Source organism: Actinoplanes aureus, from assembly GCF_015704865.1.
In the GTDB taxonomy this organism is placed as follows: domain Bacteria; phylum Actinomycetota; class Actinomycetes; order Mycobacteriales; family Micromonosporaceae; genus Actinoplanes; species Actinoplanes aureus.
Map to the genome: position 1 here is coordinate 158,765 of NZ_JADQTO010000018.1, position 14,381 is coordinate 173,145.

Genomic DNA, 14,381 nt, shown 5'->3' on the forward strand with positions numbered 1-14,381 from the left:
GTGTCATGGCGCCGGCTCAGGGCGCCGGGAACTCGCTGCGCAGGAACCGTTCGAACGCGGCGTCCGGCAGCAGCCGCCGCAGGGCGAAGACACCGTGGGTCAGCGCGCCCACCGGGTAGCGCTGCCGGGGACGCCGGCTGCACACCGCCTTCTCCACCACGCGTGCGACCTGTTCCGGGTCCACCGCCAGGACGCTCGGCAGGGTACGGCGGGTGCGGTGATAGATGGCCTCGTAGTACTCGACCAGCTCATGCCGGAACTCCCCGTACACCTCGTCGCCCTGCCGCAGCGTACCGATGTAGGTGCTCCCGAACGGGGTCCGGACCGGCCCGGGTTCGATCACCACGACCCGGACGCCGAAACGGCGGACCTCCAGCCGCAACGCCTGACTCACCGCCTCCACCGCGTGTTTCGTGGCGTGGTAGAAGCCGCCGCCCGCCACCGCGAACCGGCCGAAGATCGACGCCATGTTGACCACGGTCCCGCCGCCGCGGGCGCGCATGCCCGGCAGCACCAGCTGGGTGAGGCGTACGGTGCCGAGCACGTTGGTCTCGAACTGGGCGCGTACGTCGGTCAGCGGCGTCTCCTCGACGGTGCCGGCCAGCCCGTACCCGGCGTTGTTCACCAGCACGTCGACCGCGCCGCAGTCCCGCTCGACCCGGGACACCGCGGAGCGCATGGAGTCGTCGTCGGTCACGTCCAGCGGCAGCGTGCGGATACCGAGGTGGCTCAGCTCGGCCATCGTCTCCGGGCGGCGTGCCGTCGCGTACACGGTGAATCCGCCGCGGTGCATGCGCTTCGCAACGGCCTGGCCGATGCCGGACGAGCACCCCGTCACGAGCACGGACCGCGTCATTGCGTCACCCGCCATCGGGGCCGGCTCAGAACCGCCAAGGCCCGGCCGTCCTTGTCCGCGATGACGGCTCGCCGCCGGTCGGCGTCGGTACGCACGAACACCGCCTCCTCACGGCAGGATTGGTGGAACCAGGCGCTGTCGATCTCCCACTGCTCTTCCCGGTCGTCGTCGGTACCGGCCGGCGGTGACATCCGGATGACCGTCTCGAGATGGTTGATCGGCAGTTGCGGCTGCGGCGGCTCCCGCAGCGTGAACAGGTCGAGCGCCGACGTGCGAGCCACCGGGACGGCCCACTCCCCGCCGGAGGCCGGCTGCTCGGCGATGGCTACGTCCATCGAGGACCACCGGTACCGCACCGCTGCCGGCACCGCGGGCCGGCCTTCCGCGTCGAACGGCGGAGCGGGTTGCTCGTCGCCGGTGGTGTAGACGACGCGTCCCTCGGCCGCGCAGACCTCCCCGTGCCACAGCGACACGTCGATCACCCAGTCATCGCCGTCCCACCTGGACCGGGCCCGCCGGACCAGGGTCATCTCGCCACCCGGTGGTAGCCGCAGCACGCCCGGCCGGACCCAGACGTCACGCAGGTAGCGGTGGCCCGGCGCCTCCTCACCCGGCGGGCCGAGCCACAGGCTGACCGCCTGCAGGTACTCCAGCGCCAGCGAGACCGGCAGTGCCGGTACGCCGTCGATCCGGACGTCGTCGACGCAGGTGGCCCAGTCGGCGTCCACCCGGTGTTCGCTCTCCAGCAGACTGCCGGGCGCGTAGGCGACCACCTCGCCGAGGAAGAACCGGCGGCTCAGCATGGTCGAGCGGCCGGCCCAGCCGGGCGGCAACGGGATGCCGTTGAGGTATTGCGGCGCCACCTCGCCGATCTCGCCCATGAACCCGATCTCACCGCTGCCGCTGCGGGTCAGCTCGGCCCGCCAGGCCTGTACGCCGTCGCCCACCGCGATCGGCCGCATGTAGCGCGAGGCGGCCTTGAGATTGGTGATCAGGCCCACCCCTTCCCAGGTGGGCCAGGCCAGCGTCTTGACCGGGTAGCCGAGGCGGTGCCCGGCCCAGCCGGCGAGCCGGGCCAGGCCGTCGTTCGCCGCGGCGTAGTCCAGCTGGCCCGGCATGCCGCCGTACCGCCCGGTCTGCGAGCCGACCGCGCAGAGCATCTTCAACCGGTGGTCGCCGAGCGCGGCCAGCACGTTGCCGAATCCGTCCACCTTGACCTCGATGACGTCGAGGAACTCCGGTGTCGCCTTCTTGGGTAGCCGTGCCGGCCGGTCGATGCCGGCGTTGTGCACCACCATGGAGAGCCGGTCGCCGAGCGAGCGCACCAGAGCGGCCACGTCGGCCCGGTCGGTCACGTCGCACGGCCGGTAGCGGATCCGCAGCCCGCGTTCGTCCGCCCGGCTCAGGTTGTGGCGGATCTCCCGGGCCTGGCGCATCCCGGCCACCCGCGCCCGGGTCCGCGGGACCGAGGTGTCCCCACGGGTCAGGTACATGCGGCGTTCGATGGCCGCGAACTCGGCGGGGGAGGCGGTCAACCAGGAGGTGTCCGGCCCGGGTAGCGGCGAACGGCCGGTGACGACGACCTCGCAGTCGTACCGCGCCGCCATCTCGAGGGCGATCTCGAAGCCGATGCCCCGCGCGCCGCCGGTGAACAACAGCAGATCCGAGCTGTCGACCGGGATCGGGTCCCCGTCGACGGGCTGCTCACGCGGCAGCAGCGTGACCCGGCGCTCCCCGAGGCGCCCCACCTCCAGCAACCGGCCGGCTGCCAGCTCGGTGACGACGACCTCGCCCAGATCGGGCCGGTCCGCCAGATCCACCACGAGTGGGCGGCACGCGGGGAATTCGCGCGGCAGAGTCTTGGCCAGCCCGGCCCACAACCCGCCCAGCGGTTGTGCCCCGGCGTCGGCCAGCAGGCCCATGGAACCGCCCATGAAGGTGACGGCGACGTAGCTCAGCCGGTCGGTGCGGACTTCGCCGGCCCAGTCGGCATAGACGCCGCGAAGCGCCGTCACGGTACGGGTCATCGGCTCGCGCCACGCGTCCGGGCCGACTACCTCGGCGTCCGCGGCCACGCCGAGGTCGATGATGACGTCGGTACCGGAGTCGCTCGCGGGCGGCTCCGGGGCGTCCGTGTCCCACACCGCCGCCGTACCGCCGTGGCCGGTGACCGCCCGGCGGACCGAGGAGCGCCACTCGGCGGTGCCGTTGAGGATCAGCACCCGGCGCCCGGCCAGGAAGTCCGCCGCCGGGGCGGGCGCGGCGGGCAGGTCGGTCAGCTCGAGGGTGTGCCGCAGCGGGGTGTCGGTCATGACGCCGCCCCGGTGAGCACGCTGCGCGCGCGGGGCCGCAGGCGCAGCAACATGTCCGGCGTCGGCCGCATCGAGATCAGCGAGTCGCCGTACCGGACGAAGCTGCCGGGAACGAGTTCGAACCGGTACCGGGACACCACCATGGCGACGATCATCCGCAGTTCGAGGAGCGCCATGGTGTTGCCGATGCACTGGCGAGGACCACCCCCGAACGGGAAGTACGACATCCGGGGCCGTTCCCGCTCGGCCGCGGCGTCGAACCGGGACGGGTCGAACGCCTCCGGGTTCTCCCAGATCCGCGGGTTGCGGTGCGACACGAACGGCGACAGGAGAAGCGAACTGCCGGCCGGGATGTGGTAACCGGCGAGCACGTCGTCGCCGGTGGCGTCGCGTGGGTACAGCCAGATCGGCGGGAAGAGGCGCAGCGCCTCCTGCACCACCATCTGGGTGTAGGGGAGCCGGTCGAGATCGGCCACCGTCGGGTCGCGGCCGGCCAGTACCTGATCGACCTCAGCCTCGAGCTTCTCGGCCACCCAGCGGTGCTGTGCGATGGAGTGCAACGTCCAGCACAGGGCGGTCGCCGTGGTCTCGTGTCCCGCGAGGTAGATGGTCAGCAGCTCGTCCCGGATCTCCTGGTCGGTCCACGGCCGGCCGTCGGGGTCGCGGGCGGACTCGGTCAGGTCGACGAGGCTTCCGGCTCGCCGGGGCTGCGCGGCCCGGACGTCGTCGACGACCTGGTCGAGCCGGCGCCGGTTGGCCGCGACCAACCGGTTGCGGGACGTCGGCAGCCATCGGGGCAGCATCTCCCGTACGTAGCCGTGCGGGAACATCGTCTCGATGCTGTCCTCGACGACCTGCTTGAGCATCGGCACCGAGGGCCTGATGTCGTAGTCGAACAGCGACGTGCTGAGGGTGACGAGGGTGACCCGCAGCGCCTCGGTGACCAGGTCCACCGGTTCGCTGCGCTGTGCCGCGTCGTCCCAGCGGGAGAGCATCTCGTGGGTGGCGCCGACGACGTTGGGGCCGATACCGCGGATGGCGTCCCGGGCGAAGGCGGGCTGGACCGCTCGCCGGTGTGCCCGCCAGCGCTCGCCGTCGGTGGTGAGCAGTCCTTCCCCCATGACCAATTTGAACTGCTCGTAGAACCGGCCACGGCAGTAGTTGCCCTGGTTCTCGATCAGCACCCGCCGGACCGCGTCCGGATCGGTCACCAGGTGGACCAGGTACGGCCCGAACTTCATCCGCACCACCTCACCGTGGTCACGCTGCATGGTGAGCAGGAATTCGGCGGGATCGCGCCGGTACGGCAGCAGGCTGCCGAACGGTCCACGGGTCCGCGGCCCCGGTGCCTGGCGTTTCGGATCAACCATGTGTGGCCACCCCCACGGCGTCGAGTTCGAGTCGCTCCACGGGCTGGCCGGAGCGGGCGTCGACGTAACCGCGCACGAAGCCGGTCACGTCCTTCATCTGCAGCAGCAGGCGCCCGTCCGGCAGGGTCGCCACGAACCGGCTGCCCGTACCGCCGCTGTCGTAGAGCAGGCCTCGTGGCGTCACCGACATCTCGATCGGCACTCCCCGGGCGCCGAGGTCGACGTCGTTGTCCGGGCAGTAGAGGTCGATGCGCCGAATGCCGGTCGGTGCGGCCAGCGGGATGTAGCGGCCGTCGACGATCTCCAGTACGGCGAGCCGGGCCAGCCCGTCGAGCATGAGCGAGGGGACCAGGAAGTGCTCGAACTCGGACCCGGGCCCGACCGGCGCGGTGAACAGCGCCCGCTTGCCGAGCGGGTGCAGGCGCGTCGCCGTCGTGGTGACGAAGGGCCCGGTGAGCAGCACGGACGCGCCCGGTACGTGGTACGGGTCGAGGATCGGCTCCTCCGGCGCGTCCGGCCACGGTTCCATCCGCGGGGCGTGCGGGTAGTCGGCGGACAGGATCGCCTTGCCGGTGAAGTGCACCTTGTCCTTGACGAGCACCGTGCCGGCCGGGGACACCACGTCGCCGACCACCCGGACACCGACGACGGCGTGCCGGTCGTCGCGCCGGAGCACCCCGGCGATGATGCGGCGCGGGCTGCGGTCGGTCGCACCGCCGAGCTTGAGGAAGTGGTGGAACTCGATGTCACGGAAGCCGGTCACCCGCCACTGCGGCACGAGTTCGAGTGCCGCCTCCGCGATCAGCTCGGTGACGAAGCACCCCGGCAGCGTCGGCGCTCCGAGCACCGCGTGGTGCCGCAGATAGCCGTCGCGCTCCTCGGTGAAGAGCCGCTCGATCACCGCCTCCTCCGCCGAGCCGCGCGTCACCGTGTCGATGTAGAAGTGTCCTCGCGGCGCCGGTCGCGTGACGGCCGGTGGTACGCGCGGCAGCCAGTACCCGGGCATGATCCGTTCCACCGCGCCGCGCTCCACCTGGCCCAGGTGGTATGTCGCGGTAGCCCGGTTGGCGGCGTTCAGCTCGGCCAGGAAGTGGTGGACCCCTTCCGGTGTGGACATCGGTGTCAGCGTGTCGGCCTGGGCGCCGGCGAAGAAGGAGTGGTGTACCGGCGTCGCCGCCATCCCCGCGTCCTTCCACAGCGTCCAGCCGATGGCGACCTCGTCCCGGCCGGTTCGCGCCGAGTTGTACGCGGCGGCGCTGCCGAGGAAGTCGTTCGCCGCGGCGTAGTCGGTCTCCCCGAGCTGGCCGGTGAGGGCGATCAGCGAGGAGAAGCTGCACCAGCGCAGTGGCATCCGGCCGCGCAGTGCCTTGCGCAGGTTCAGATAGCCGCCGACCTTGATGCGGCGTACCTCCTGGAAGTGCTGCAGCGGCTTGGTGCTCAGCGCGCCGGCGCGGTTCACCCCGGCGGCGTGGATCAGCAGGTCGATCTGCCCGTGCCGGTCGATGATCTCGTCCAGCACCGCGGTCAGACGCACCACGTCCGTCACGTCGGCCTGGCGGTACTGCACCCGCTCGGGTCCCGACCAGCGCCGCATCGCGGCCAGGTTCGCCAGGGCCGTGGCTCCGGAGCTGAGCCGCTCGTACGTCGCGATGGCGTCCCTGACCGGTTGGCCCGGGCGGCGTTCCATCTCGGTCCGGATGAACTCGGCCTTCGAGCCGAGGGCCGCCGCTCCGCCCCGGTCGGCGAGCTCGGCCTCGATCCCGTCCAGCGGCCGGGACCCGACCGCGTAGATGGTCGGCTGGTACCGCTCGGCGAGCGCTTTCAGCAGTTCCGGCGTGATGCCGCGGGCTCCGCCGATCGCCACGACGACGCTCTCGCGGTCCAGCGAGGGCGGTCCGTCCTCCGGCGGTTGCGGGGTGGCGACCAGGGTGTGCCGGACGCCGTCCACGTACCGCGTCACCGGAAGCAGTTGCGATGCCTGCGCCTCCTCGCGCAGCTCGCGCAGGCCCGCTCCCACCTCGCGCTCAGTGGTGAACACGCCGGCGACCAGGCATGGCCGCAGCTCGAGGGCGGTGCTTTTCAGCAGGCCGGTGAAGAGCCCCGTGAACGGGTGCGGCACACCGTCGCGCACGGCGGAGGTGAACAGGGCGAGCACCGTGCCGGCCCGCCTGCGGATCTCCGCCTCACAGACCTGGAGCGTGAGGAACGCCGCGTCCTGCAACCGGAACAACACCGTCGGGTCGGTGTCCAGCGCCTCCTCGGCGGGCAGCGCGGCGGCGAGATCGGAGACGATGCGTACGTGGCTCAGCGGCCTGCCACCGAGCGCCTCCTCCACCGTGGCGCGCGAGATCTCGCCGAGCACCCGCCGCCGGGCGCCGGTGGTCGGCACCACCGAGAGCACCAGCGGCCCGTCGGCGCCGGTGCCGAGGTCGCCGAGCGCGTCGGGGGTCGCGGTGACCACGACGCAGTCCGGGCCGAGCACCTCCATCGGTGGGCGGATCCGGTCGTTGACGGTCGGTTCCCACTGAGCGACGTAGCGGTCGAGCAGCGGTTCCGGTTGCGGCTCGGTGTCGCCCGGCAGCTCCAGTCGCATCGACAGCGGTACCGTCGTCCGGTTCTCGTACGCGGTGACCTCCACGTCGGAGCCGGGAGCCGTGACAAGAGCCCGGGCCACCGCGAAGGCGGCTTCGGCGCCCAGGTACACCGGCCGGGTGCCGGCGTCGGGCGCCGCACCGCAGAGGACGCGCTCGGCGGACCGCTGAGTCGCGGGGTCCTGCGTCAGCGCGCCCACGACGGCCAGAACCGGAAGGCCGGAAGCCTCGGCGGTCTCCCGGCGCATCACCGCGAACAGGGCCGCACCCTCGGCCGGCACGACGTCGTCCACCCCGCTGGTGGCGGCGACCACCCGTCCGGCCACCGGCGTGCTGTTGCCGTTGACGCCGCCCACCAGCGCCACGTCGACGTCACCGGCGCGCAGGTAGCGGGCGGCGACCTGGAACGCACCAAGCGTGGATCCGAAGCCGGTGTCGACGACCAGGTTGGGCCCGTTGAGGTCGAAGTAGTTGGAGACGCGGGCCGAGATGACGTTCGGCATGATGCCCGGGAACGAGTCCTCGTTGGAGGCCGGCACGCCGGCTCGTACGGCCTCGCGGAACAGCGCAGTGACCTGCTCGTCGGGCGCCACCGCGGTGGGCAGACCGCTGAGGGCCGCCGCTGCGCTGTCCAGGTGGCAGCGCTTGCCGTATTCGACCGCGTGCCGGGTCGGACCCATGTGACCGACGAAGACGCCCGTGGTGTTCCGGTACTCGTCCCACACGCCGCCCAGCCGGGTCCGCAACTCGTCGGCGCACCGCAGCATCATCAGCTGGCAGCGGTCCAGGGTCCGGATCACTCGCGGCGGCATCCGCAGCTTCATCTGCCCGGTGTCGTACCGGTCACCGAAGCTGGGCCGGGGCGGCTCGCCGGTGCCGGTCAGCCAGGCGCTGACCTCGTCGGTGCCGGCCAGGCCGGGAGCATGCCCGGACCAGGCGGTGATGACGATGTCGTCGGCGCCGGGCGCCGGCTGCGATACCGGCTGGTCCTGCACGACCACGTGCGCGTTGGTCCCGCCGAATCCGAAGCCGGACACCGAGGCGATCCGGGGGCGCTCGCCCGCGGGCCACGCCACCGGGCTGGTCGGGATGCCGATCCGGGCGTCCGCCAGCCGGTACTCCGCGGGGCTGGCCGAGAAGCGGTGCTGGGGCAGGATGGTGTCCCGGGCGAACCCCTGGAGCGCCTGGATGACCGAGACCGCGCCGGCCGCCCAGCCGGTGTGGCCGAACAGCGACTTGTTCGAGGTGAGCTGGATACCGGCGTCGGCGCCGCCCAGCGTCTCCCGGATGCTGGTGATCTCGCACAGGTCGCCGGCCGGTGTCCCGGTGGCGTGCGCGATGATCCAGTCCGGCGCTTCGTTCGCGAGCGGCACCTTCGCCAGGGCGCGCTGGATGGCCAGCCGCTGGCCCGCGACATTGGGCGCGTAGATGGCTTTGCCGCGACCGTCGGACGATGTGCCGATGGCGCCGAGGTAGCCGAGCACCGTGTCGCCGTCCCGCTTCGCCGTGTCGAGCCGCTTCAGCGTGATGGCGGCGGCGCCGTCGGAGAAGAGCACGCCGTCACAGGCACTGTCCAGCGGGCGGACGTCCCCGCTGACGGACAGCCCGTGCAGCTTGGCGAAGAGCACCGCGTTGCGGGGGCCGACCGCGAACGCGCCACCGCAGACCGCCACGTCGTGCGTCCCCTCGAGCAGGGCCTTCATGCCCAGGTCCAGCGCGTACAGCGAGGACGAGCAGGCGGTGTCCACCATCAGCAACTCGGACCCGCCCGGCAGCAGGCCGTCGATCGCGTTGCGGCCGACCTGGTACGGCAGCAGCGTCTCGTACGGCGCTGAGGAGAGGGGGTACCAGTCGCGGAGCAGTTCCCGCGCTCGGCGCAGCAGTTCCGCGCGGCGTTCGGGATCCCAGCCGGCCCGGCCGGCGGCGTCGGCCAGATCTTCGAGGAGGCCCTCGACGACGATCGCCTCCTCGAGGTGCTGGTTGCCGTCGGCCGTGTATCCGATGACGCAGGTCGTCCGGGCCTGGTCCAGGTTCCGCACACCGGCGGTCGCCTCGTAGAGGGCGTGCCTGAACCACTGGGTGGTGTATTCCATCGGCCCGGTGCGAGCGGCGAGTTCCGCGGCCAGCGACGGGTGCGGCCGGTAGTCGTCGCAGTATCCCGACCTGGTCTGGTAGGTCTTGTCCTCGTCGGCGCGTTCGGAGGAATGGAAGTATTCGATCCGGAACCGTTCCGGCCGGGTCGCCTTGAGCAGTTGCGGGCCGGCCAGCGAGGTGGTCCACAGTTCGTCGACGTCGTTCACGCCGGGCGCGACGAGGCCGGCGCCGACGATGGCGATGACGTTGCGGTCCGGATCAGGCTCGGTCACCTTCGCCACCGGAGCCGGCGCGGTCGCCTTCGCCGTCGGAGCCGGTTCGGTCTCCTTCGCCGCCGGAGCCGGTTCGGTCTCCTTTGCCGCCGGAGCGGGCTCGGCAGCGGGAGTGGCTTGTTTGCCGGCGAACCACTGGCTGGGCGGGGTGAGCATCACGCCGCCCAGTGACATGCCGCCGTCGGCGATGACGGTCTGCCCGGTGATCCAGCTCGCGTCCTCGGAGAGCAGGAAGAGGACCAGGCCGGCGAGTTCCTCCGGCCGGCCCACCCGGCCCAGCGGTGTGTTGCGGACGGCCAGATCCCGCACCGTCTCCGGCTCCGGGAACAGGGTGGCGACCTGACCGTCGATGAGTCCGCCCGAGGCGGTGTTGACCCGGATCCCGGCGGCGGCGAACTCGACCGCGAGATAGCGGGTGAGGGCCTCCAGCGCCGCTTTCGCGGTGCCCACCGCCAGGTAGTTGCCGATCACCGTCTCGGACCCGATGGACGACAGGTTCACCATCGAGCCTCCGCCGCGGGCCCGCAGCAGTGGGTAGGCACGCTGTGCGCACCACAGCGCGCCCTTGAGGTTGGTGTTCAGGGCCTTGTCGAGCTGCTCCTCGCCGATCGCCAGGGCCTCGCCGAACGCGCCGCTTGCCGCGTTGTTCACCAGCAGGTCGAGCCCGCCGAACTCCGCGCTGATGTCGCTGAACATCCGGTCCAGCTGCTCTTCCTTGGCCACCGAGGCGCGCATGACCGTGACGTCCAGGCCGCGGCCGGTCAGCTCGGCACCCAGCGACTTGGCCTCCGCGAAGGAGTGGAAGCAGTTCACGATGACCCGGGCGCCCTCTTCGGCGAGACGGGTGGTGATGACCCTGCCGATGCCGCGGCCCCCGCCGGTCACCAATGCGATCTTGCCGTCGAATCTGCCCATGGCCGCGCTCTCAGGCGACCGGGACGGGCCGCTCGGCGGCGGTCATGACGAGGTTGACGACGTCGCCCAGAGTCCGGTACTCGCTCAGGCGCAGCCCTTCCGGTGCGGGCGGCAGGCCGTACTTGCGGGCGACCCGGCCCAGCAGGTCGGTCTGCTTGACCGAGTCGACGCCGAGGTCACCCTCCAGGTCGACGTTCTCGGAGAACACCTCCGCGGGGTACTCCAGGGCCTCGCCGTACAGCTCCACCAGTTCGGCGTAGACCTGGTCGCGCCCGGGGATCGAGACGGTCGCCACGGCGGGCGCGGCGGTTTCGACGACGGACACCGGTGCCTCGATCACCGGGGCGGGTGACATGGGGACGGCTGAGGTGGACCGGAACCGCTCCCAGGACTGCTGGATGGTCGCCAGCACGGTGAACCGCTCCGCGTTCCAGTACCGGTCGAAATCCGCGGCGGACGGAACCGGGTCGAGCAGCGCCCGGATCTGCGGGCGCAGATCATCGCCGCCGGCCGTCAAGTGCAGGATCTGTTCGGCCGACGCGGCGGACGGCGTCGTGGAGTCGGTCGCCACCGCGGCCCATCCCGGCTCGCCGGACAGCACGCGCTTGACGATCTTCGTGAGGACGTCGCGTCCGCCGCACTCGGCGAACAGGCGGGTTCCGTCGCCGTGCAGGGACCTGACGGCGGACAGGAAGTCGAACGGCGTGGTGAAGTGCTGCGCCAGCAGGGTCGCCATGTCGTCACCCGGCCGGTACGCCCGGCCGAGAATGGGCGAGTAGACCCGGGCGACCTGTTCGGTCCAGCGAATGCTCCCCAGCGCGGCGGCGAACATGTCGACGGCGGGCGCCAGCACCGGGCTGTGGAACGGGTACGGCGAGGGAATCCGGCTGCCGGCCGTGCCGGTCGCGCTCAGCACGGCGCCCAGACGGTCCATCGTCGCGGTCGCGCCGGAGACGACGACCTGCTTCTCCTCGTTCTGCCCGGCGACGGCGACGTCGGTGGCGCCGAGGAAACTCAGCAGATACTGCGCGCGGGCACGGTCCATCGCTACGGACATCATGTAGCCGCCCCGGCCCTTGACCGTCGCGAGAGCGCGATTGCGGTGGGCCACGATCCGGGCGCCGTCCTCGATCGAACAGGCTCCGCTCGCCGCCAGCGCGCTGATCTCGCCGAAGCTGTGCCCGGCGTAGACGTCCGGCGTGACACCGGCCTTCTGCAACGCCTGCGCGATGCCCACGGAGGCCGCGTAGATGAGGAACTGAAGCGCCTCCGGTGACGCCTGCAGGAGCGTGTCGGTGTCGAGGCTTTCATCCGCGACGTACGGGTCGAGCTCGATTCCCGCCTCGGCGCGAGCCACCGAACGGACGGTCTCCAGGACGCTGTCCACTCCGTCCATCTCCCGCATGGCGCGTGTCAGGAGCGCGGGCGAGTAGCCGCCCTGGCCGGGAAAGAGAAACGCGGTACGGCCCGCAGGGCGCGACGGTGCGGAGTTGGTCAGGACGTCATCGTGGTCGGCCTGGTGCATGAGAACTCCCCGGTTTGCAAAAATCGAGCACGGGGAAACCGGCGACCGCTGAAATGATCTATATCCCCCGCGCAGAAATGTGGCATGATCAGCACTGATTTTCTAGCTGGCAAAATCTACTAACGCATTACTGACAGTGCCAAGGCGTATATCGAAGTATTCGATCAGTCGGTGTATCGAGGCGCCCCGGGCATCGGAATAGGTTGAGTGGAGCCGGTGCGGACCTGGTCGTGGTGATACTCGCGAACTATGTCGGCATGGGACCTCCTCGAGACGGCTGGTTCACCAGTCAGCGAACCGAGGCCACTCTTTCAGCGATGGCCGCGCGAACGATGATCGAATAGGCATCTCCTATGCACGGGCCGGCGACCGCGACCGAACCAGGCCGCTGCTTCGCCGATCGGCGGGGCTCAGGATTTCGAATCAGACTCGCGCGAATGCTCTCGATGCCGAATGCTGGCCGTTGGTCTCCAACGTCAGTTCGGCCCGAGAATGAGGCATACATGGATCAGACCTGGATCAGGGCCGCGCGACGCCTTCCGCAGGCCCCGGTCCGGCTGGTCTGCTTCCCGCACGCGGGCGGATCCGCCAGCTACTTCGCTCCCCACGCCCGGCTTCTCGGCGACGACGTTGAAGTTCTCGCCGTGCAGTATCCGGGGCGTCAGGACCGCTACCGCGAACCGGCGATCACCGACCTCGGCCGGCTCGCCGACCGGCTGGCCGACGTGCTGGCCGGCACGGTCCCGGGTCCGTTCGCGTTCTTCGGTCACAGCATGGGCGCCATCGTCGCCTTCGAGGTGACCCGCCGGCTGGAACGCCGGGGCGCCCCGGCGCCCCGGGTGCTCTTCGTCTCCGGCCGGCGCGCGCCCTCGCTCGTCCGCGAGGACAACGTGCACCGGCGCGACGACGCGGGCGTGATCGCTGAGATGAGCCGGCTCGGCGGCACCGACATGAGCCTGCTCACCGACCCGGAGGTGATCGAAATGATCATGCCGGCGCTGCGTGCCGACTACACGGCCATCGAGACGTACCGGTGCGACCCTGCCGACGCCACCGTCGGCTCGCCGATCGAGGTGCTCACCGGTGACAGCGATACACGCGTGTCGGTGGTGGACGCCAAGGGCTGGGCGGATCACACGACTGCCGGATGCGAGCTGCGCGTCTTCCCGGGCGGTCACTTCTATCTCGCCGAGCGCGCCACCGAGGTGGTGGCACACATCGCGGCGCGGCTGGAAGCGCGGATCTCGGCCCGCGCTGAGTAGCTGTTTGAACCCATTTCTCCAGGTGACGACGGCTTTCGAGTGGGGGGACGTTCATTGCCGAACGGTCCGTCGACAGCTCCAGAGCTGTCATGGCCGTTTCTGGCTGGCCGCTGGTGGACGTTAGGCCTTAGAGATGTTCTCGGATGCGTTGAGCGAGTGCCTTCTGGGTCGCATCGTCGACTGGCAGAACCCCGTTCTCCGCCATCAGAGCATGGAACTGTTGCTGGTGGTACGGCACGCCAGGCGGTAGTGCGGCGAGGTGCCAGTGCAGGTGTGCGTTGCCCTGCTGGCTGCCTAAGCTCAGTGAATACATCCGCTCAGTCGGTACGGTAGCCGCGACGGCGAGAGCCACTTTGCGGACCGCGCCCTGGAAGCGAAGGAACTCGAGCTCCTCCATGTCGTGAATCCAGCTTTCGACATGTCGCTTCGGTGCCACAAGGCAGTACCCGAGCTGGACAGGGTGGCGGGTGAGAAACGCGATGGTGTCGCCGTCTTCGTACAGCTTGTGATGCTGATAGTCCTCGTGGCCGTCGAGGAAGGCGCAGACGAAGCATGGTCCTTCCCGTACGCGGCGGCCGTATTGCTCGAAATCGAAAGCAATTCGCGCAGGCTGGTCATGATTCATGCAGGGCAGGGTAGGCGACGCCAGGTCCTGGCACGTTCTTCGTAGGGTGCTCGCATGCCCATACCCGAGTTCGTGGCCGCCCTGCGTTCCAAGATCGGCCATGCCCCGTTGCCGTTGAGCGGCGTCATCGCGGTGGTCCTCGATGAACGGAACCGGGTGCTCCTGGTCCGCCGTTCAGATAGTGGCGATTGGGCTCTCACCACCGGATGTCTGGAGCCGGGCGAGCAGCCGGCCGACGGTGCCCGGCGCGAGGTGTTCGAGGAGGCCGGTGTTGAAGTGGGGGTCGAGCGGCTGCTCTCGGTCGAGGCATTGGATTTGTCCGTTGCCCCCAACGGCGATCAAGTCTATTGGCTTGCCATCGGGTTCCGCTGCCGAGTTGTCGCCGGGGACGCCCAGGTCAACGACGACGAGTCCGTCGAAGTCGGCTGGTTCGATCCGGACTCAATGCCGTCTTTGCCTCCTCATCAGGCGCGCTGCTTGGCACTCGCCCTGGCCAGCGATGGCGATCCATGGTTCGCCGATTCGCCCTTTCGGATGGGCTCGAGATCGTGAGGAGAGG

At 70.5% G+C, this 14,381-nt stretch carries 8 protein-coding genes; 2 read left to right on the plus strand and 6 right to left on the minus strand.

Features of this window, described 5'->3' with window-relative positions:
- Nucleotides 1-16 precede the first annotated feature (16 nt).
- Genes I4J89_RS32315 through I4J89_RS32335 form a run of 5 tightly spaced genes read right to left on the minus strand, consistent with a single transcriptional unit; the run spans nucleotide 17 to nucleotide 11,935 of the window.
- A complete protein-coding gene (locus tag I4J89_RS32315; protein WP_196417913.1) occupies nucleotides 17-856 on the minus strand; it encodes an SDR family NAD(P)-dependent oxidoreductase in 840 nt (279 codons plus the stop codon).
- Nucleotides 853-3,168, minus strand: a complete 2,316-nt coding sequence (locus I4J89_RS32320; protein ID WP_196417914.1) for an SDR family NAD(P)-dependent oxidoreductase — start codon at nucleotides 3,166-3,168, stop codon at nucleotides 853-855. Before I4J89_RS32320 ends, I4J89_RS32315 begins: the two co-directional genes overlap by 4 nt.
- A complete protein-coding gene (locus tag I4J89_RS32325) occupies nucleotides 3,165-4,538 on the minus strand; it encodes a cytochrome P450 (protein ID WP_196417915.1) in 1,374 nt (457 codons plus the stop codon). The genes I4J89_RS32320 and I4J89_RS32325 overlap by 4 nt, the downstream gene beginning before the upstream one ends.
- Nucleotides 4,531-10,410: an SDR family oxidoreductase gene (locus tag I4J89_RS32330; RefSeq protein ID WP_196417916.1), complete on the minus strand. Its 5,880-nt coding sequence runs from the start codon at nucleotides 10,408-10,410 to the stop codon at nucleotides 4,531-4,533. Before I4J89_RS32330 ends, I4J89_RS32325 begins: the two co-directional genes overlap by 8 nt.
- Nucleotides 10,411-10,420: 10 nt before the next feature.
- The gene (locus tag I4J89_RS32335) at nucleotides 10,421-11,935 is read right to left on the minus strand and encodes an acyltransferase domain-containing protein (RefSeq protein WP_196417917.1); all 1,515 of its coding nucleotides are present in this window, start codon (nucleotides 11,933-11,935) and stop codon (nucleotides 10,421-10,423) included.
- A 503-nt stretch (nucleotides 11,936-12,438) separates the two neighbouring features.
- Here I4J89_RS32335 and I4J89_RS32340 point away from each other — a divergent pair.
- On the plus strand, nucleotides 12,439-13,197 hold the full coding sequence (locus I4J89_RS32340; RefSeq protein WP_196417918.1) for a thioesterase II family protein: 759 nt from the start codon (nucleotides 12,439-12,441) through the stop codon (nucleotides 13,195-13,197).
- A 127-nt stretch (nucleotides 13,198-13,324) separates the two neighbouring features.
- Here the strand turns inward: I4J89_RS32340 and I4J89_RS32345 are convergent, their stop codons facing one another.
- A complete protein-coding gene (locus tag I4J89_RS32345) occupies nucleotides 13,325-13,822 on the minus strand; it encodes an HIT family protein (protein WP_196417919.1) in 498 nt (165 codons plus the stop codon).
- 54 nt (nucleotides 13,823-13,876) lie between these two features.
- On the opposite strand from I4J89_RS32345, the gene I4J89_RS32350 reads away from it, so the two are divergent.
- On the plus strand, nucleotides 13,877-14,374 hold the full coding sequence (locus I4J89_RS32350; RefSeq protein ID WP_196417920.1) for an NUDIX hydrolase: 498 nt from the start codon (nucleotides 13,877-13,879) through the stop codon (nucleotides 14,372-14,374).
- Nucleotides 14,375-14,381 lie beyond the last annotated feature (7 nt).